15 protein-coding genes are annotated in these 21,491 nt (G+C 43.1%); 5 read left to right on the top strand and 10 right to left on the bottom strand.

All coding sequences use genetic code 11. From position 1 onward, the window contains the following. Positions 1-45: 45 nt before the first annotated feature. Positions 46-1,257 carry a beta-ketoacyl-ACP synthase I gene (gene fabB, locus K0I62_RS07150; RefSeq protein WP_220070784.1) on the bottom strand — a complete coding sequence of 404 codons (1,212 nt, stop codon included), beginning with the start codon at positions 1,255-1,257 and terminating at the stop codon, positions 46-48. Positions 1,258-1,360: 103 nt separating this feature from the next. On the opposite strand from fabB, the gene mnmC1 reads away from it, so the two are divergent. Continuing rightward, positions 1,361-3,370, top strand: a complete 2,010-nt coding sequence (gene mnmC1 / locus K0I62_RS07145; protein ID WP_220070783.1) for an FAD-dependent 5-carboxymethylaminomethyl-2-thiouridine(34) oxidoreductase MnmC1 — start codon at positions 1,361-1,363, stop codon at positions 3,368-3,370. 139 nt (positions 3,371-3,509) lie between these two features. Here the strand turns inward: mnmC1 and K0I62_RS07140 are convergent, their stop codons facing one another. From K0I62_RS07140 to prmB, 6 genes are all read right to left on the bottom strand, one after another. Beyond that, positions 3,510-4,040, bottom strand: a complete 531-nt coding sequence (locus K0I62_RS07140) for an RNA methyltransferase (RefSeq protein ID WP_220070782.1) — start codon at positions 4,038-4,040, stop codon at positions 3,510-3,512. A 2-nt stretch (positions 4,041-4,042) separates the two neighbouring features. After that, positions 4,043-4,324 carry a YfcL family protein gene (locus K0I62_RS07135; protein WP_220070781.1) on the bottom strand — a complete coding sequence of 94 codons (282 nt, stop codon included), beginning with the start codon at positions 4,322-4,324 and terminating at the stop codon, positions 4,043-4,045. A 38-nt stretch (positions 4,325-4,362) separates the two neighbouring features. Next, the gene (locus K0I62_RS07130) at positions 4,363-5,493 is read right to left on the bottom strand and encodes an ATP-NAD kinase family protein (protein WP_220070780.1); all 1,131 of its coding nucleotides are present in this window, start codon (positions 5,491-5,493) and stop codon (positions 4,363-4,365) included. A gap of 48 nt (positions 5,494-5,541) precedes the next feature. Next, positions 5,542-6,714: an MFS transporter gene (locus tag K0I62_RS07125; protein ID WP_220070779.1), complete on the bottom strand. Its 1,173-nt coding sequence runs from the start codon at positions 6,712-6,714 to the stop codon at positions 5,542-5,544. A gap of 85 nt (positions 6,715-6,799) precedes the next feature. Beyond that, positions 6,800-7,894, bottom strand: coding sequence for a chorismate synthase (aroC, locus tag K0I62_RS07120; protein ID WP_220071308.1), 1,095 nt, complete (start codon positions 7,892-7,894; stop codon positions 6,800-6,802). A gap of 112 nt (positions 7,895-8,006) precedes the next feature. Further along, complete coding sequence (gene prmB, locus K0I62_RS07115; RefSeq protein ID WP_220070778.1) at positions 8,007-8,951, bottom strand: 50S ribosomal protein L3 N(5)-glutamine methyltransferase; 945 nt, start codon at positions 8,949-8,951, stop codon at positions 8,007-8,009. Positions 8,952-9,030: 79 nt separating this feature from the next. On the opposite strand from prmB, the gene smrB reads away from it, so the two are divergent. Then, entirely contained in the window at positions 9,031-9,558 is a 528-nt protein-coding gene (gene smrB / locus K0I62_RS07110) for an endonuclease SmrB (protein ID WP_220070777.1), read from the top strand. A gap of 62 nt (positions 9,559-9,620) precedes the next feature. Here smrB and sixA read toward each other — a convergent pair whose 3' ends face one another. Then, positions 9,621-10,091, bottom strand: coding sequence for a phosphohistidine phosphatase SixA (gene sixA / locus K0I62_RS07105; RefSeq protein WP_220070776.1), 471 nt, complete (start codon positions 10,089-10,091; stop codon positions 9,621-9,623). A 214-nt stretch (positions 10,092-10,305) separates the two neighbouring features. On the opposite strand from sixA, the gene K0I62_RS07100 reads away from it, so the two are divergent. From K0I62_RS07100 to K0I62_RS07090, 3 genes are all read left to right on the top strand, one after another. Further along, positions 10,306-13,095, top strand: a complete 2,790-nt coding sequence (locus tag K0I62_RS07100; RefSeq protein ID WP_220070775.1) for an insulinase family protein — start codon at positions 10,306-10,308, stop codon at positions 13,093-13,095. 572 nt (positions 13,096-13,667) lie between these two features. After that, the gene (locus K0I62_RS07095) at positions 13,668-17,915 is read left to right on the top strand and encodes an EAL domain-containing protein (protein WP_258405104.1); all 4,248 of its coding nucleotides are present in this window, start codon (positions 13,668-13,670) and stop codon (positions 17,913-17,915) included. A 135-nt stretch (positions 17,916-18,050) separates the two neighbouring features. Beyond that, on the top strand, positions 18,051-18,659 hold the full coding sequence (locus K0I62_RS07090; RefSeq protein ID WP_220070773.1) for a hypothetical protein: 609 nt from the start codon (positions 18,051-18,053) through the stop codon (positions 18,657-18,659). 276 nt (positions 18,660-18,935) lie between these two features. Here the strand turns inward: K0I62_RS07090 and K0I62_RS07085 are convergent, their stop codons facing one another. Beyond that, on the bottom strand, positions 18,936-19,136 hold the full coding sequence (locus tag K0I62_RS07085) for a hypothetical protein (protein WP_220070772.1): 201 nt from the start codon (positions 19,134-19,136) through the stop codon (positions 18,936-18,938). 230 nt (positions 19,137-19,366) lie between these two features. Then, positions 19,367-21,487, bottom strand: coding sequence for a fatty acid oxidation complex subunit alpha FadJ (gene fadJ / locus K0I62_RS07080; RefSeq protein ID WP_220070771.1), 2,121 nt, complete (start codon positions 21,485-21,487; stop codon positions 19,367-19,369). Positions 21,488-21,491: the final 4 nt, after the last annotated feature.

Genomic DNA, 21,491 nt, shown 5'->3' with positions numbered 1-21,491 from the left:
GCTTCCCTTTTTTAATAACCTCAAAGCTGATGCAGCTTATAGAAGTTACTTATATTTGCGCATCACTAACGTAGCGTTTGTGCCACCAAAACCAAAACTGTTGCTCATAATCGTGTTTAGCTCTGCATCACGATATTCGGTAACAATCGGCATGCCTGCAGCTTTTTCATCGACATTATCGATATTGATACTTGGCGCGATGAAGCTATTCTCCATCATGATCAGGCTATAGATAGCCTCATGCACACCCGCCGCGCCTAACGCGTGGCCAGTCAGAGACTTGGTTGACGCGATAGCTGGCAGATTGTCACCAAAGGTTTCGGCCAAAGCTTCTAGCTCACGCATATCGCCAACAGGTGTAGAAGTACCGTGAGTGTTGATGTAATCGATTGGCGTATCCACATCCGCAAGCGCCATCTGCATACAACGTACAGCGCCTTCACCAGATGGAGCAACCATGTCGTAGCCATCAGATGATGCGCCATAACCAATCACTTCGGCATAGATCTTAGCGCCGCGAGCGAGTGCATGCTCAAGCTCTTCGACAACCACGATCCCGCCACCACCTGAGATCACGAAACCATCACGGTCTGCATCATAGGTACGAGACGCCTTAGTTGGCTCATCATTGTATTTTGTCGACAGTGCGCCCATGGCATCAAAGCCCATAGTCAGAGTCCAATCGACCTCTTCAGCCCCACCGGCAAAGACCATATCCTGTTTACCCATCTGGATAAGCTCAACAGCATGGCCAATACAGTGCGCGCTCGTTGCACAAGCCGAACTAATTGAGTAGTTCATGCCTTTAATCTTAAAAGGGGTAGCGAGACAAGCACTTGCGGTGCTCGACATAATGCGAGGCACGATATAGGGACCAACACGCTTAACCCCCTTCTCACGCAAGGTATCAGCGGCTTGAACTTGGTTGGCAGATGATGCGCCACCCGTACCAGCGATAATACCAACACGATGATTAGAATACTGCTCTTCTGTCAGACCCGCATCGGCGATGGCTTGCTCCATAGCGATATACGCATAAGCAGCGGCATCTCCCATAAAGCGCAATGCTTTACGATCGATATGCTCTTTAGGGTCCAACTTAATGTCGCCCCAAACATGGCTACGAAGCTTCATTTCTTCAAACTGATCCGAGTGGGTAATACCACTGCGTCCAGCCTTAAGTGACTCGGTGACTTCTTGCTTGTTATTACCAATACTTGAAACTATGCCAAGTCCGGTGATCACGACTCTTTTCATTATTAACTATCCATTCCGTACGTCTAGTACCAATTTTGCTGGGCCAATAGTAGCGCTTTTACAGCAATTAAGTGGTCAGCTTTCCATAAAGGCAGGTAAAATAATGCCTAATAACAACGTGAGAGTAAATTCATTGGCTAAAGAACGTGAAGAAAAAACACAAATTAGTGTAAACAAAAGTGATATCGACGCTATTTTTAGTGATTTATCGCCTAATTCACTGCCTCCTAAAGCGACGACTTTAGCACTACTGGGGCAAGATATGGCGCCTGTTATCTCAGCCTTTGCCCATAGCGCGAGTAAGAAACAGTTAGCTCAAGCAAGGTGCATTCATGTGTTTGTTGACCGCAGTAAAGAGTTAATTCACATATCCAACGCTCTTGGTGACTTGCCTGAACTTGCAGCGCAGCTAGATGAGATAGCGAATAGTAACGTCGATGGCTGTCACTCGGTGATTGCCTGCGATGGCGTCTTGTCACTGGTGATTCATATCGGTGAACTAGCTAACCAACTGAAAAACATCAGCAGCGGTAGTGAGCAGAGAATAATGCGTTGGCTCATCTGCTCGTTATCTTCTACCGAGCAGTTAAACAGCCAGACCCTTTGGCAGATGGCTAGGCTATCAAACAGTGACGCAGACTTGCTATTAGTCACAGCTGTTAATGAACTCATCGATTTTGCCCCGCTAACACCATTTTTAACACAAGCAAGTCAATGTGGTTTTCGCGTTGTTCACTGGTGCGGCCAAACACTGAAGTTTCTCCGTTCGCCTGATAAAACAGATATTGATCTCGCTAAAACCGAGCGCAGCGCACTGCGCCGGCAATATCAGCAAGCGTTTAATTACAACCCATTGCATAAAGCAAATCCTGGTGAAACTGCAATTATTGGCGGCGGCGTTGCCAGTGCCTGTTTAGCCTTATCTTTGGCTGAGCGAGGGCAAACGGTAAGCCTGTTTTGTATGGATGAAGCGCCGGGACAACAAGCATCGGGAAATAAACAGGGCGCAATTTACCCACTGCTCACCCCCGAACATGGCACACTTAGCCATTTCTTTCTGCAGGGATACCTTTTCAGTCGTCAACGAATTAACACCTTGGTTAAACAGGGATATCAGATCAGCCATGATTTCTGCGGTGTGCTACAAACAGGCCATGATGAGCGCAGCACTAAACGTTTACATAAAATCATCTCCTCTCAGCCTTGGGCAAATAATATTGCCCAATCGATAAGGGCGAATGCAGCATCGACCTTAGCCGGAGTCGACATCGGCCTTTCTGGGATCTACTACCCACTCGGCGGCTGGGTATGCCCACAGGAGTTTACCGCCGCTGCGATTGAAAAAGCAGCCAGTTTAGCCCAATTAGAACAACACTATAAAACCAACATAACCAGTCTTAAGCAAATTGATGGTCAGTGGTACCTCATTACAGAGCAAGGTCAGGAGAGTCAACAATTTGGGCCTTTTGCTAATGTCGTCTTAGCTAATGGACGACATATCACTGACTTTAGTCAAACCGCTCAGCTTCCTATCAGCGGCTTTCGAGGTCAAGTCAGCCATATTCCTAGTCGTGGTGAATTAACACGCCTGAAAACCGTGCTCTGCTCTCATGGCTATTTAACCCCACAACAAGATGGCCTGCATTGCACTGGCGCGAGTTACATCAAAGATCCAATCAACCTAGACTATAGTGCGACGGAGCAATTTGAAAACCTCAATAAGATCCGCACAAGTTACCAAACTGCCTGGACCCGTGATGTCGACATTACTGGCCATAGTGCCAGAGTCGGTGTGCGTATGGTTACCCGAGATCATGCGCCAATGATGGGCTGCGCCCCAGATTTCGATGCGATTTCCAAGGTTTATCAGTCGCAGCAACCAAGTAGAGAAAGTGCTAAGTATTGGCAAAGCACCAAGGCGCCAGTGCATGATGGGCTATTTGTTCTGGGTGGTTTGGGTTCAAGAGGTTTGACGTCTGGGCCGTTAGCCGCTGAAATATTGGCAGCGCAGATGTGTGGCGAGTTGCTACCCACAACCATGGATGTCCTGAGTTTGCTCAATCCTAATCGAATGTGGATGCGAAAACTGATCAAAGGCAAAGCATTGCTTTAGTAATAGCAAAATCATTCTTTATTATACTGATTGGCATAAACTAGGGCAGTTAATACCTGTTTTATCTTGATAAAACAATAATGCCAGCATTGACGCTGGCATTATTATAAAAAGAGAAATTGAAGAGTACGGAAAACGTTTATCTGGGCCGTTTTACTCTAACACGATTATTGGTATCACGGCTTTGCTTGATCAACTCATCACTGCCCGAGTGCTCGCCTTTTGCAAGCCTATCGTAAAGCAACACATTTACCGAAGAGGCCAAATTCATACAACCTACGGTAGGCACATAGACAACCGCATCGGCGCTATCTATTAGCGCCTGATCTAAAGTGCCATCTTCTGGGCCAAACAGGTATATCGCTTTTTTGGGATGATGAAACTGCGGCAGTGGGATCGCCCCTTCGACAAGGTCAACGCAAACCACCTGAGTGTCATCATCTAGCCCATCTAGCAAGCTATCAACGGCAACCAAGGGAATATTCAAGCTTGCTCGTTTAGTATCGGTATTATATTGCTCACCGCGATTTTTTGCCGCTAACGCGTAACGCTTGCCGGTGTAGCGTACTTCATCGGCCTGATAGCAACCCGCTGCGCGCATCACGCCGCCAACATTAGTAGGACTCTTGGGATTCAGTAAACCAATCTTAACTAAAGAAGCATCGCTCATCGTTAAGCTGCAACCAAAGCGTTAATTTTCTCACTTAATTCATCCCACGCATCTTGTACTAACACAAAATCATTTGGCGCTAGCTCAGTTTTAGCCGTCGCGAGACACAGTTGCATCCTATCGGCTAGAGCCTCGCAACCTTGCTCATCTTCAACTTCAAGTTGCGACAACACGACGGCAAAATGGCCTTGCAAATAGCCGCTAGCAAAAAGTTGGTCATCATCTCCCTGCGCGACTTTCGTTGCAATCCACTCATCTAATGCTTGTTCGTACTGCTCTAACATGGTCTCTCCAATCTATAAAATGCTTTATCCAAATTAACTTATGATGCCATAAGATCAGGGTTTGCAACCTGATACATCACATAGTCATGGTAACCCGTAACGACTTTATAATAGCCACAGAGTTCGCTGTCGAGTTCTGGGTCGCCACTATCTACAATTAATGGCCGTCCTTCAAGTGCTTTTAGCTTAGTTTTTGTGGCTAAGATAATAATATTTTCTTTCCCCACATGACGAATGAGCGCCGGCGATAGCTGCTGATTGCCTCGCCCCAAAATATGCCCTTGGCCACCTATTAGAGTAATAACCAGTTTACATGGGCGGTTTTGGGTGAGTTCGCGCAGCTCTGATGCACTAAGATCACTCGCTATCAAGGCTTGTTGCTCTATAAGATCGACGCCTAAAAGTGTGTTGTCTAAACCCAGTTCAGCCATTACAGCAGCGACTGTACTGCCCGATCCCATGATACAGAGTTCATCTTCCATCTGTTCAATCGCTTCGGCAGCAATATCGCTTAGCACTAACTCGTCGACCTCTTTTCCGCCCATTTTTACCGCTTGGATATAACGAGGTTCTGCTGGCACTAACATTTCACCAAACCGACGAGCTCTAACTGTCCCTTGACGAAATGCGGCTTCATCGATATCCATCACATCGGCAGACATTAAGCTTACCAGTTCACCATCGAGTAGAAGCTTAATCACCATGCCAGAGGCATGAGGCGTGATACCATAGACACCAGAATGAATTTTAACCCCAGCAGGTACGCCAAGCACGGGCAGAGACTCATCTACAACCGCAAACAGATCCCGAGCCGTCCCATCACCACCAGCAAACAGGAGTAAATCTAAACCAACCTCTTGCAATGCTTTAGCAGCATTGCTTGTATCTTGTGCTACGGTTTCATTGCCCACTTGATAAACAACCTGGGTAGAAAAACCCATCTGCTTGGCTAACTCTTCCCCCATGGCACCTGATGCCGTAAAGATTTCAATTTTATCTTTATAAGGTAAGATAACCTCTAATGCCTGCGCCATGCGTAAATGAGACTTAGGCTCAGCGCCTCGAGCGAGGGCTTCGCTGGCAACACCATCACTTCCTTTGAGGCCAACACTACCACCAAGGCCCGCAAGCGGGTTAATGATGAGACCCAAACGAAATCTACTTTTCACTGCTATTCCTTATCTCTTTAGCGAACTAATGCTGAGTGACTATTACCATTAGCTGAGTGCTTTATCTTCAGCTGGCTGACGCTTGGGGATCAATATTACCGCTATCATAGACAAACCAGCACACGCCCCAGCAACGGCCCAGCTCAGCCAAGCACTAGAACCATCACCCCAAATATATCCACATAACCAAGTGCCAAGCGCACCACCAACCCCAAAACTTAAACTCGCGTATAAGGCCTGACCTTTACTTCTATGGCGAATATCAAATCGTTGATGCACAAACTGAATCGATGCGGCATGTACTAGACCAAAAGTAAAAGCATGCAGTAGTTGGCTAATACTGAGTAAAACAAGATATTGGGCACCAAACGCCATTAATAGCCAGCGCACAGCGGTAAAGCCAATACTCACTATCAACAAGGTTTTAACGCCATAACGCCCCATCAGCCGGGGCGCAAACATAAACATGATAATCTCGGCTAGCACACCTAATGCAACAAAAACACCCGCTGCAGATTCGCTATAACCCACTTGCTTGAGATAAAGTACGAAAAATCCATAGAAAGGGCCGGCACTCATTTGCAATAAAAGTGCAGAGACCAAAAACCAAAATATCCCTTTATCGATTTTAAGTGGTTCAGTGGCGATGGTGCGGTCAACAACGACTCGCGTGTTGGGTAAAGAGAGCGAACACCCCAGCAAACCTAGAAATAGGCCTAAACCGACAAAGGGCAAAATTTCGGTGCCAAATTGGCTTATACCAAAACCAACCGCAACCACAAAAATAAGATAACCAAGACTACCAAAACTTCTAATACGACCATAGCCTCCGGTATTATCGCCGAGGCTTTCTAAAGTGATCACCTCTAACTGTGCCAATATCGCATTCCAAAAAAAGGTATAGATACTCAGGCTCATCGCAAGATAGAGAAATCCACCGTGATAGAAAAAACTTAAAAATGCCACCGCAGAACACGCAGCGCCAAACTTAACCAGCTGACCTCGCATTCCGGTTTTGTCGGCGACCATCGCCCAGATATTTGGCGCAATAATCCGTGTCGCCATTAAAATTGCCAGTAAAAAACCTATCTCTTGTGCATCAAAACCACGATGCTCAAAAAATACGCCTAAATAGGGAACTAAAACACCGAGAATGGCAAAAAAGAAGAAGTAGCAAGCGCTAATCCAACCGAGTTGATGTGGTGAATCTGCATTGGGCATGATGTACGGCTTAGTCTCTGAAAAATAACAATAGGTTCAACGAAAGAAGGCACTGAAATGTGCCCTCTTATGTTGTCATTTTGGGTTATCGCATTCCGATAACTGGGGTAATACTGTTTACATCGCTATTTTGTGCTCTATGCCTTAACAGATGATCCATCAACACGATGGCGAGCATAGCCTCAGCAATGGGCACAGCTCGAATGCCGACACAAGGATCATGACGTCCTTTCGTTACCACCTCTGACACATCGCCGTGCACTGTCATGCTTTCACCCGGAACGCTAATACTCGATGTTGGTTTCATTGCTATGTGGGCAATAATCGGCTGACCAGAAGAGATCCCACCTAAGATTCCACCCGCATGGTTGGACGCAAAACCTTCTGGAGACATTAAATCTCTGTGCTCAGAGCCTTTTTGGTTAACCACCTCGAAGCCATCACCGATCTCAACGCCTTTAACCGCATTGATCCCCATTAATGCATGGGCGATGTCGGCATCGAGTCGATCAAATACTGGTTCACCCAGACCAACAGGAACATTGGTTGCGATGACTGAAACTTTAGCACCGATAGAATCACCGCTCTTTTTCAAATCACGCATATATTCATCAAGCGCATCGAGCTTATCGACATCGGGGAAAAAGAACGCATTTTGCTCAACCTGAGTCAAGTCGACCTTCTCTGCGACGATAGGACCCAGCTCAGAAAGATAACCGTTGATTTCGATGCCATGTACCTGTTTTAAATATTTTTTAGCTACAGCTCCCGCCGCAACACGCATCGCAGTTTCACGAGCAGACGAACGACCGCCACCACGGTAATCACGCAGACCATACTTTTGTTGGTAAGTGTAATCGGCATGTCCCGGTCTGAACTGATCTTTAATATTGGAGTAATCTTGACTACGTTGATCGGTATTTTGAATCACCAACCCAATTGATGTGCCTGTAGTTTTACCTTCAAAAACACCAGATAGAATTTGCACTTCATCTGCTTCACGTCTTGCGGTGGTATAACGAGAGGTTCCAGGACGACGACGGTCAAGATCATCTTGCATATCGGCTTCAGACAGTTCAAGCCCAGGAGGACAACCATCAATAATACAGCCTAATGCTTTGCCATGGCTTTCGCCAAATGTGGTAACCACAAAATTTTGACCAATACTGTTTCCCGACATCAGCTTCATTCACCTCGTTATTAGTAGACGCTTTCGAGCATAGCTCAATTTCTATCTGGTATATATTCCTAAATCAGCTTACTCATTCGTAAGCGATAGCAAGTCAGGTCTATTATTCACTATCTTTGTAGATAGCGAAAAGTGATTCATTTTCAACTAGCTGATCGTGGGTTAATACAAACACACCATCACCACCATTTTCAAAGCTCACCCAAGTAAACGGCACTTCTGGGAATTGTTCAATCAGATGCACCATTGAATTGCCCACCTCAACCACTAACAGACCATCTTCTGTAAGGTAATCGGCCGCATTAGCCAAAATACGCTTAGTCAGATCGAGGCCATCACGACCAGAAGCTAAACCGAGCTCTGGCTCATGGTGATACTCATCAGGCATGTCGCCGATATCTTCTGCATCAACATAAGGTGGGTTTGACACAATTAGGTCGTACTGAGGCGCTTTAGGAATGGCACTAAAGAGATCAGACTCAATCGGGAAGACTCTATCCATCACCCCGAGTGTCTCGATATTGATCTGGGCAACATCTAACGCATCAGTACTAAGATCTAGCGCATCAACCTCGGCATTTTCAAACTCATAAGCACAGGCTATGGCGATGCAACCACTCCCCGTACACAGATCTAAGATACGGTTAACAGGCTTGTTGTATAACCAAGGGCTAAAACGATTAGCGATCATCTCGGCAATTGGCGAGCGAGGCACTAACACACGTTCATCAACGTAAAACTCAAGCCCTGCAAAGTAAGCTTTATTCGTAAGATAAGGCACTGGCAAGCGCTCACGTACACGACGAATGATTAACTCAACGATTTTATGCTTCTCGCTGCTCGTAAGGTTTGCATGTATCACCTGCTGACCAATCTCTTCAGGAAGATGCAGAGCGTGAAATACTAGAGCAATAGCTTCATCCCATGCGTTATCGGTGCCATGTCCATAGTAAACATTCGCATCATTAAAACGGCTTACAGCCCAACGTAACATATCGCCGATCGTGCGTAATTCGGTCACGGCTTCATCAACAAAAATCTTATCCAAAACTTGCTCCAACTAGATAGTTCCGCCTCATTGTAACTGAACTCTATTCATATGGCATCGGATTCACTAAAATAGCACCATGAATAAAGAAAAAGATGAAGGGCTGGCACTTTTTTCTGCGCTAACCCAGGGCATAAAGCCGCTGACACAAGATAAGCGTCACTTTAATGCGCCCAAAAAACAGAAACGTGAACTTGACGTTAAAACCACACAACTTCATGCCGATAGCTATTTTTCCGATACCTATCAACCTCACCTGCCGCTAGAGGGCGCGATGCGCTGGTCAAGGGAAGATGTCGATAGCTTCGAGGTGAAGCGGCTTCGTCGTGGTGATTACCAACCTGATTTGTTATTGGATCTGCATGGCATGCGGCAAAGCGAGGCTAAACTCGAACTTGCAGCTTTAATCCAAGCATGTATTAAGCAACATAGTGCTTGTTGCTGCGTAATGCATGGTCACGGCAGTGGCATACTGAAACAAAATATTCCAATGTGGCTCGCTCAACACCCTCATGTAAAGGCGTTTCATAAAGCCCCTAAAGAATGGGGCGGCGATGCTGCCCTGTTAGTTCTGATCGATATTGGCGATAGTCCTGAATGGGACTGATCTCTTAGTGACGAAAAAAGGACGCATGATGCGTCCTTTCTGTTATTGACCGCTAGCGATGACTAACTTACCGTATGTGGAGTATGTTGCCAGCACATTGACGCACTTTCGCCATGTTTATCAATCAATGTAATTCCTGAGGTTGCAAATAAGGGAGGCTCGATACCTGCGACCAAATCACTGACCATATAACCTAATAACGGCATGTGTGAAATAACCAACAGCTTATCGGCTTTATATTGCTCAGCATAAGCCAATAGGAGATCGACAGCCCTCGTTGGCTCGGCTGACGGGACGAGGTCATCAAGCACTAGCCACTTTCGTGGCTCTGGAAAGTGTCGACTCACCTCTTGCCATGTTTGCTGCGCACGTAAATAAGGACTGACAAGCACTAAGTCAAAATCAGTAATACTTCGGGCTAACCAATTACTCATCAACTCTGTTTGGTAACGACCTACTTCGGTCAAAACACGTTCTCTATCAGAATGTGCATTGTAGCCAGCTTCACCGTGTCGCATCAAAAATAGCTGCATACTACTTCTCGCTATGAATTTTTGTTCTTCCTTGCAATTGTAGCCCTAAACTAGTGTGCAACAAACCCAAATTCAGTTAATAATTAGTCGAATAGACGATAAGATATTTGCTAAAGTCCATTTTCAAGCCCAATATGTAGGCTTACTGTTTTAATTAGCTTTTTAGTCAGTAAAATTTCTCCCGCTTATTTCTTCATATGGATGGAGCTACCAATTGCCAACAACGACGCAAATTACCAAGAGTCCCAACGACCATCGCCAATATCGATATTTGCAGCTTGGCAATGATCTAAGAGTACTTTTGGTGGAAGATCTGCAAGCCACTCAGGCGGCAGCATCTATGGCTGTTAATGTTGGTCATTTTGACGATCCCGTTGCCCGACCAGGTATGGCTCACTTTCTTGAGCACATGTTGTTTTTAGGCACTGAAAAGTATCCACAATCTGGTGAATATCATGCCTTTATTAATCAACACGGCGGCAGTAATAACGCCTGGACCGGCACTGAACAAACCAACTTTTTCTTCTCTATCGATAGCGAAGTATTTGAAGAGTCACTGGATCGTTTCAGTCAGTTTTTTATCGCACCTTGCTTTGATTTAACCTTAGTCGATAGAGAACGTCATGCGATTGAGTCTGAATTTAGTCTAAAACTGAAAGATGATATTCGCCGTACTTATCAAGTTCAAAAAGAAACAGTCAATCAAAAGCATCCTTTCTCCAAGTTTTCTGTTGGCAACCTAGAGACATTATCGGGTAGCGAACAAGATTTACGACAGGAATTGCTCGAGTTTTATCAAAGCCATTACAGCGCAAATTTAATGACCCTCTGTTTAGTTGCGCCATTAACACTCGATAAGCTCGCGCAACTCGCACAACACTATTTCGCTGCAATAAAAAACACTAAGTTGCAAAAGCAATACCCTGATACGCCAATTTATAAAGCAGAACAACTCCAACAACAGATTAATATCGTCCCGCTCAAAGAGCAGCGCAGAGTGGCAATTACCTTTTCCCTGCCAGCAATTGATCACTTTTATAAACGCAAACCGCTAACATTTATTAGTCATCTATTGGGCTATGAAGGTAAAGGCAGCTTACTGAGCTATTTGAAAAATCAGGAGTTAGCCAGCAACCTTTCAGCAGGTGGTGGAGTTAATGGATATAACTTTAAAGACTACAACATCAGCATCCAGTTAACCGATAAAGGATTAGCACAATTAGATGATGTCGTTAAAGCAGCATTTGAATACCTAGAACTCATAAAGCATTATGGACTTGAGCAATGGCGTTATAAAGAAAGAGCTAACTTATTGAAGTTAGCGTTTAAATATCAAGAGCAAATTAAACCGCTAGATTTAGCCAGTCATCTCAGCATTAATATGCATCACTATGATGTAGAGGATCTGGTATACGGTGACTATCGAATGGATGGTCTCGACATCCCCCAAACGATGACACTATTAGAGCTGATGACGCCAGAAAATATGCGTATCCAGCTAATATCGCCTAATTTAGAAACTGATAAACAGGCTGCTTGGTATCATTCGCCCTATCAAGTAAAACCGATAGCAAGTGAGCGCTTAGCTGCTTGGTCTGCTCCTAAAATCCGTAGCGAGCTCACCTTACCTGAACCAAATCCGTTTATTATTGAAGATTCTGTTGCCAGAACAGACAAGAGCAAGCACAAGGTACCAATCATAGTATCTCAAGAAACGGGTTACCGTATTTGGCACCGAAAAGATGATGAATTTAACGTCCCTAAAGGACACATGTATCTTTCCTTGGACTCAGAGCAAGCCGCATCGACTCCTCGGCACGCGACGTTAACTCGCTTATATGTAGAAATGTTATTGGATTATCTGACCGAATACACTTACCCTGCAGAAGTCGCGGGGCTAAGTTACAACATCTACCCCCATCAAGGTGGCATTACCCTTCATCTCACAGGTTTTACAGGGAAGCAGGAAGCACTACTCTCACTATTAATAAGCAAGGCTCGAGAGCGTAATTTTACCCAAAGTCGCTTTAAGTTAATAAAACGCCAGATCCTACGTAACTGGTATAACCAAAGTCGTGCTAAACCAATATCGCAGCTATTCACCAGCCTGACGGTGACATTGCAAAAACGCAGCTACGAACCGTTAAGAATGGCTGAAGAGCTAGAAAACTTAACCTTAGATGATCTACATGACCACGTACGTCATTTTTATGAGAAAATTCATCTAGAAGGTTTAGTTTACGGTGACTGGCTAACGAAAGAAGCTCAGTCACTCGGCAAGCGTCTAGACCATATTCTATCGCTTGTGTCGTCACCAAGTGGTGAGTCTGAACGTGAGCTTGTTAACTTAGATAACGTAGGTACCTTGATTCGAGAGGTGCCTGTCGCACACCAAGACAGTAGCATTATCGTCTACTATCAATCGTCTGAAGCGTCACCGCTCAATATGGCTCTATTTAGCCTGTTAAACCACACAATGTCTTCAACCTTCTTTCATGAACTAAGAACAAAAAGACAACTTGGCTATATGGTCGGAACCGGCTATCTACCTTTAAATCGATATCCCGGAATGATTTTCTATATCCAATCACCCACAACTGGACCTTTACAGCTATTAGAAGCAATCGATGAGTTCATCGCCGACTTTAACTATGCCGTTATGCAGATCACCAATCAGCAATGGGAACAAACCAAACAAGGTCTAGTTAACCAGATCATGGAACACGATCCCAATTTGAAAACTCGTGGTCAGCGCTACTGGTCAAGCATTGGTAATAAAGATTATGAATTTAATCAAAGAGAACTGGTTGCTGAGCAGATTGCCGAGCTGACCCGCTCCGATCTGATCAAATTTATGATGCAAAAGATGCGAACCAAACATAGCGACCGCTTAGTGTTGTTCACAACCGGTGAGCAGCACCTAAGCCAAGAAAGATTATCTTCTAGTAATATGATCACTGATTTACGCTCGTTCAAGCAACAAGCAGCGAAATTCAACTATTAACGATAGTGTCTTCAATTGAGATCAAGCTAATTAACGCTGGTGCACTCTACATTCGAAAGCACGAGAAGCTCATCTACGCCTTCATTCGTAATGAGTTAGCATCGATCAGTGTTACCATCGATCAGTCTAGGCATCACTAGTTAGCATTCTTCAGCATAATGCAATGACATCTATCATCTTAAGCTTATAAACTCAAACTTGGGTTAGCTTAGTAACGCTTGTTTACCACATGAACAACTCAATGAGGCTTCCAATATTCAACCCTTGATTGAACATTGCCTACAACAACACATTTTGTTAACGAAAACACTAAGGCAAACAATCTAGATAAAACCCTATTTTAAAACCAAAAGCCAGTGAATACATGGTGATAACGCTCAAAAAACAGCAATAACCACCAATATGGAATAAAAATAAAAATAATTAACAACTAACTATTTTCAGTGTTCTTTTGACAAACCCTCAACTTTCTGAAAAAGTAGGTTAAACATCTGTTGCCTATGCACTATTGGCTAATAATCAAACTAATAACTATGCCTAATTCTTTGATAAAATTTCTACTAGTATTCTTAATGGCTCTGTCGTTTACCAACCATTCTTTCGCTATAGACCATACATTTAACTCACCGACACTTAATATTTATCACTACAACGTACCAGAAGGATTATCTCAAAGTACTGTAACCTCTGTTGTAGAAGATCAACATGGTTACCTTTGGATAGGTACTTTGAACGGCCTAAATAGATTCGATGGTCGAAAATTCAAACATTATTTTTCAGACAATAGCGCCTCATCTCTTCCTAGTTCATTTATACGTAGTCTATATAAAGATAAAAGTGGTAGGTTATTGATTGGTACAGAAAAAGGGTTAGCTATATATGATGAAAAATCAGATAGTTTCATAAAGATAGATTACATTGAATCACTTTCAAAAAAATCAATAAGATCGATAACAGAAAGTAATACAACTATTTTTATAGCAACATCAAATATAATAATAGAATTAGATACCACACTAACAGATTCATCTAGAAATATAACTGTAGGGAATTCAAATATAAAAAAAATAATCTACGCAGACAATCGGCTATACATAAGAAATTATGAAGGAGACATATACCAAATAGAAAAAGATATCCCAAAAAAAATAATGGACAAAACAAAAGATATTATCAACTTCAACGACGAACCAATCGCACTTGATGATGAGAACCTAAATTATTTAACAAGAAAAATAAAAACAAAAATACCATTCTCAACAAGCGGGATATCAACGAACAAAAACAAAATAATACTTTTCAACAATGATTTAATTTACTCAGAAAACAACAATCAATATATTGTCGAAGGTAATACAAGAAAAATATCAGAAAAGATTGAATCATCTGATTTTTACCCAACAAGAAAAGGTCTTATCATTGCGACACAAAACAATGGATTTTCTTTTATTGATAACAAAAAAAACACACTTAAAACATATAATTTAAATGGTAACGCATGGTCAATTAATACTGTAAAAGATGAAAAACTAGTAATAAGTTATGACTCGGAAAATATCATTTTATATGACAAAGACCTCAATGAGGAATCGATTTATGACACTGGTATAAGTGGTCCAAAGTCTGCTATATTTAAAAATAAAAACTTATATGTTGCAACTCTAAACGGTCTAATTAAATTTGACCAAAGAACAAAAAAAATTACCACATTGAGTAATGATAGTTTTTTTATGTTGAAAGATATAAAAGATACCGAATTCATTGTTGCTGGCACAATCCATGGAACGCTCAAAAAAATCAACATCTTAAATGGCGAAGTTACCGAAAAAATAATTGATGATGGCAACCCGATATTTGACATAAATATTGAGAAAGGTGTTATTTGGGCTGCTACTCAGGGAGGCTTGTTCAAAGTAGAAGGCGATGAAATTAAAAAAGTTTACAGCGAAGATTTAGTCATTAGCATTTACAATGAAAATAATCGAATGTTCTTTGGAACAAGAACGTCTTTATTCTCAATGGATTTAGAAACCAACAAATATGAAACATTAATTCACAACAACAAACCCATATATGCCATAACGGGCTACAATGAATACTTAATAGCTTCATCTAACGCTGAAGTAATTATATTAAATAAAATTAAAAATGAACATTTCACATTATCTTCCTTATACGGAAGCCAGGATGAATACAACACTCAAGCAATATCAAGGATACATGACACATTTTATATCGGTGGAATATCAGGCGTAACAACCTTAAAAATTGATGATGTATTATCCATGTACAACAAAAAATCCCCACCAAAGGTTCTATTAGATGACTTGCTAATATTTAACATCCCTGAGAGAATTGGTTATGGAACGTTAAATAAGAGCCTACTGCATACAAATAAAATAAAACTAAAGTATTCTGATTATCCTTTCACACTGAAATTTATAACACCAGGAAATGTAGATAACAGTCTACAATACTCATATCAAATGGAAGGGTTATCTGACACTTGGTTAGATTCTCAAGGTAATAATAGTGCTACATATACAAATTTATCACCTGGAAAATATATATTTAAAGTTCATGCAATCGATCCTCTAACAAATCATCTCGGTCCAACTAACAGTTTAGAAATTGAAATAACCCCCCCATGGTGGCTATCCGTTAATGCAAAAATATTCTATTTGATCATTTTTTTAATGATTTCTGCAATCATAACTAGAGCTATCCTACGTCGCCGAGAAGTACAAAGACAAATCGCCAAGTCCGAAGAACGTTTAAAGCTGTCATTGTGGGGCAGCGGCGATGAAATGTGGGACTGGGACATAGAAACTGGTCAAATTTATCGCTCTAACATTTGGGGCTCTCTCGAATTTCCGCGAGATGGTCAACGCTCCGGCGAAGCAGGTGAAGAAAGTAACATTCACCCCATGGACCAAGAGCGAGTCAATACCGCGCTCAACAAACATTTCTATGGCGAAACCGATCACTTTGAAGCCGCCTATCGGGTCAAAGGTAAAGATGACCAATGGATCTGGATCTTAGATAGGGCAAAAATCGTTGAGCGTGATGAAGATGATAAAGCCCTGCGTATGACAGGTACGATCAAAAACATCAGTAATTTCAAACAAGCCGAAGAGCAACTCAGGCTGTTTGAGCGCGCCATAGAAAATATTTCCGAAGGCATGTTTATCTTAGATAACCAATTTAAGTTCGTTGAGGTCAACGAAGCCTGTTGCGATCTCTGTGAAAAGAGTCGCAATGACTTTATAGGAAAACTTTTCCAGTTTGATCTATACCCCGAGAGCTACTCAGATCAAATTCGCAATATTTTACAACAACAGGGAAGCTGGAGTAATGAAGTGGAGTCTGCCAGAGGCGATGGTTCCAGCTTTTTAATGGAACTAACAGTCGATGCTATCTACGATGAGCAAGGTGTACTCTCCCATTATGTTGGCGTATTTTCCGATATCTCTCGTCGTAAGCAGCAAGAAGAGGAGCTGAGAAAACTGACCAATAGTGATCTGCTCACTAACCTGCCCAATCGTTCTAGCCTTATGGTTACCCTCGGCAACTTGGTGAAAAAAGACACCCACCACACGCTTATGGTGCTCGATCTTGATAACTTCAAAAAAATTAACGATTCCCTAGGCCATCAAGTCGGAGATGAGTTGTTAATAAAAGTAGCCAGAAGAATTGAAGCAACAGTTCCCTACCATACTAGTATCTATCGTCTTGGTGGCGATGAATTTGCCATACTCGTCGACAATAACCCAGATATTGGCTCTAGCGCGGTGATCGCTAACAATATCGTCGATGCGTTTACCAATCTATTTGAGTTAACAAAAGACAAAGTGGTCGTTGGCGTCAGCATTGGAATTGTGCTCTATCCAGAGGACGATCAAAATGAACAGGCGCTGCTGCGTAAAGCAGACATCGCCATGTACCATGCAAAATCGGCTGGCGGTAATCGCTATCAGTTCTACTCTGAATCACTTAACCGTAACGCAATACGTCAACTTGAGGTAGAGAATCTGATCCGTGAAGGGTTAAGGGACGATCTCTTTGAAGTTTACTACCAACCTAAGATTGACCTTAAAAGTAGCAAGATGGCGGGGATGGAAGCTCTCGTCAGATTAAACCATCCTAAGCATGGCTTAATCTCCCCTGGTGACTTTATTCCTCTGGCAGAGGAAAACGGGCTTATCGTCGAGATTGGCGAAGTTGTATTACGTAAAGCCTGCTTTGCTGCGCAAAATTGGCGCCGTCAAAACTTGTTCAACGGCCGAGTTGCCGTCAATTTATCATCACAACAATTCGCACTTCCGGACCTACAACAACGAATAGAGTCAATTTTACGACTCACTCAACTGCCTGCAGCCAATTTGGAATTAGAAATAACCGAAGGCACCGTCATAAAACAGCCAGAAAAGGCGATTAAGGTGATGATGCAGCTTTCAAAAATGGGAGTTAGCTTAGCATTGGATGACTTTGGTACCGGATATTCGTCACTGTCATATTTAAAACGCTTCCCTATCGACACCCTTAAAATCGATAAGGCCTTTGTTGACGACATAGATAAATCTGACAGAGATCTGAAAATGGTCGACTCGATCATTACCATAGCCCACAACATGGGCTTGTCCGTCGTAGGCGAAGGGGTTGAAGATGCTTCTCAGCTTAGCATATTGAAAGCACTTAAATGCGAAGAAATTCAAGGCTTTATATTCAGCAAGGCCGTGTGTGAAAGTGATTTCGTCGAATTGTTAAAGCGCGACGCAATCACGCCACACGCTATACATATGGCGCAAAATAGAAAGTAATAACAAAGTAAAAACTAACTATTTAACAACTTTTAGGAAAATAAAAAAAAGATGGCATAACACCTGCAAAAGTTCTTTCAGACGTCAACAAATTGTTGGCAATGATAAAATCACTAACTCTGAGAGAATACGACAATGATTAACGGACTAGTTACTGCCATCGCTTTTGCTGTTACATGCTCACTATCGACTTCATCCGGAATACTAGACAGCTCCGCTACTAACCAAGTAACTGGCATTCCTAATGTAAAACTTAAACCACTCGAAGTTACTGGTATTCCTAACGTGAAGCTTAAGCCACTCGAAATTGCTGGTATTCCAAACGTAAAGCTTAAGCCAATCGAAGTTGCTGGTATTCCTAACGTGAAGCTTAAGCCACTCGAAATTGCTGGTATTCCTAACGTAAAGCTTAAGCCAATCGAAGTTGCTGGTATTCCTAACGTAAAGCTTAAGCCAATCGAAGTTGCTGGTATTCCTAACGTAAAGCTTAAGCCACTCGGAGTTGCTGGTATTCCTAACGTAAAACTTAAACCACTCGAAATTGCTGGTATTCCTAACGTAAAGCTTAAGCCACTCAAAGTTGCTGGTATTCCTAACGTAAAGCTTAAGCCACTGGAAATTGCTGGTATTCCTAACGTAAAGCTTAAGCCACTCGAAATTGCTGGTATTCCTAACGTAAAGCTTAAGCCACTCAAAGTTGCTGGTATTCCTAACGTTAAACTAGTCAACTCAGCTGTAGCTTAAGTCTTAAGGAGAATGATTATGTTAGATTCATTAAAGAAAGCTCTTGGACTTAACCACAAACCAGAGCGCAAAAGAGTACAACTTCCTGCTGGTTTAGATCACTTAGAAGTGATCCCGGCCAAAGGTTGGTGGAACTAGTTGAATCAAGCGACAAAGCGATTAAGACTACCCATAGTAGATACGTAAAAAGGAGCGAATACGCTCCTTTTTACTTTAAACTGAAGTGATGAAACCAACTTAACCAATTGATTAAAAAATAAATTAAGTTGCTACAGCTCAAAGGTTAATTTGGCTAGTCCCTTTACCTTGGGCTCGTTTGATGGCAAAGCGTTTATGGGTCGAAAATAAGGGATAACCTACGGGACCTAACACCAATCCTAACAATGCCCAGCGCTTAACGCCTAAACCCGCTCTGAAGGCTAAGTTCCCCATCACCACACTGCTCACGGTCAAAACACTGACGACAAATACAATCACTTATAACCTCTTTAACGACACATATCAGTTAACACACTTAGCGATCGACTAAGACTTGCAACCACCAACTAGCGAATACGAAGCAGCTCAAGGTCACATCAAGCTTAAAAAATAGCGGCATCATACCTAAAACCGTCTCAAAAATGAACAAAAAACAGGCAAGCAATATCCTGCAGGCAAAAAAAATGCGGCATCATGTTGCCGCATTGTTAAAACCAATTAAAGGTGACTTAATCGTGAAATCGAGTACCAGCGGTCGCCATCTCGACAAGTCGGTCACAAGGTTTAAAGCGCTCGCCATGAACATTGGCATACTGATTTAATGTCTCAACCAGCTTATCAGCACCTAAAGTATCTATATAACGGAAGGGACCACCTAGGAACGGTGGGAAACCTATGCCAAAAATTGCGCCTATATCGCCGTCACGAGCAGAAGCAATGATCCCCTCCTCCAGACAGCGCACCGCCTCATTCAACATCTGCACAACACAGCGCTGAGCTAGCTCTTTCATATCACCAGCAGAAGAGGGGGTTAACCCTAAAACGCTGTAGACGGTTTCATCGACCAACTTTTTCTTCGACTTACTACCGTATTGATAGAAACCTTTGCCGTTTTTACGACCTTTACGATCATCAGCCAATAATTTGTCAAACGCAGCTGGAGCCTTAAAGCGCTCACCCAGCTCTTTCTCCAATATTGGCGAGATCTTGGCCCCCACATCGATACCGACTTCGTCAAGCAAAGTCATTGGCCCGACAGGGAAACCAAATTGAACCAGTGCTTTATCAAGATGCTCAACACTCTGCCCTTCTAGCAACAGATTAGCGGCTTCATTCATATACAGCGCTAAGATACGATTAACATAAAAACCAGCGCCATCTTGCACCACGATTGGTGTCTTCCCCTGCTTACGGGCGAAAGCGACGGTAGTGGCAATGGTCTCGGCCGAGGTCTTCTTATGGGCAATAACCTCTACCAATGGCATTTTTTCCACAGGAGAGAAATAATGCAAACCAATCACATTTTCTGGACGTTCTGCAGCTTCTGCAATTTGCGAGATAGGTAGTGAAGAGGTGTTAGATGCAAAAATGGTATCCTCATTACACTCTCTTTCTACATCTTTAACCATCTGATGCTTAAGCGCTAAGTCTTCAAATACCGCTTCAACAACGATATCGGCATCTTTAATCCCTTTATATTCGGTTGTCGTGGTCATCAATGACATCAAATTATCACGCGCGGCGGGCGTCATATGGCGGCGCTTAACCCCTTTATCGAGCAATTTATATGCATAAGCTAGCGCATTACTTAAACCAGTTTCGTTGATATCTTTAACCCTTGCAGGAATTTTCGCTTTAGTGGTGGTCACCGAGGCAATGCCCCCCCCCATTAATCCACCACCTAGCACCATCACCTTCTTAACGGGTTTGGGCTGAACATCACCTGCGCCCGACTCCTTTTTCATCTCTGTGGTCGCAAAAAAGATACTGCGAAGCGCTTCAGATTCAGCAGAAATAACCAAGTCGCCAAAATGATTGGCTTCCGCATCTAAGCCGACCACCATACCTTTGGTCATCCCTTGTCGAACACAATCGATGATCTTAGCCGGTGCGGGATAGTTTCCTTGGGTCTTCTTGTTAACCTGCTTTAACGCTTGATCGAAAATGATATTTCGTCCAACCGGCGTGCCTTCAAGTAAACGATTAACAATACTAGTCTTACGCTTTGGTTGTGTTTTCTTACCTGCCAGCGCCATCTCAATCGCCGTTTGCAATAAAATGGACTCAGGAACCACATCATTGACTAAGCCCATTTTGAGCGCTTGCTTAGGGCGTAGTTGCTTACCGGTTAACATCATATCCAGCGCTGCGCTGATCCCCACCAAACGAGGCAGACGCTGAGTACCGCCACCGCCAGGTAACAAGCCAAGTTGTACTTCCGGTACACCCATCATGGTTTTAGGGCTATCGGTGCAGACTCGTTGATGACATGCTAACGCTAGCTCCAAGCCACCTCCTAAACAGGCCCCGTGAATCGCTGCTACAACGGGGATATTGAGAGACTCCAAGGCAAAGAACACTTCGTGTCCCTGTTTTGAAAGCTCTCTAGCATCATCGGCGGTCTGACATGCTGCTAACATTGAGATATCAGCACCAGCAACAAATGAATCTTTTTTGCCAGAAACCAGTACAATGCCACGGATCTGTGGATCTGCCTTAATTTCGGCAAGCATCTCACAAATCTCAGGGCCAAACTCGGCCCGTAGGGTATTCATTGTTTCGCCGGGGACATCCATGGTGAGCACGGCAATACCATTTTCTAGACGATTTAAACTAAAACTCTTTTCCATGAGA

Source organism: Shewanella psychrotolerans (assembly GCF_019457595.1).
Lineage (GTDB): Bacteria > Pseudomonadota > Gammaproteobacteria > Enterobacterales > Shewanellaceae > Shewanella > Shewanella psychrotolerans.
This window is presented reverse-complemented; position numbering and strand designations above follow the sequence as displayed.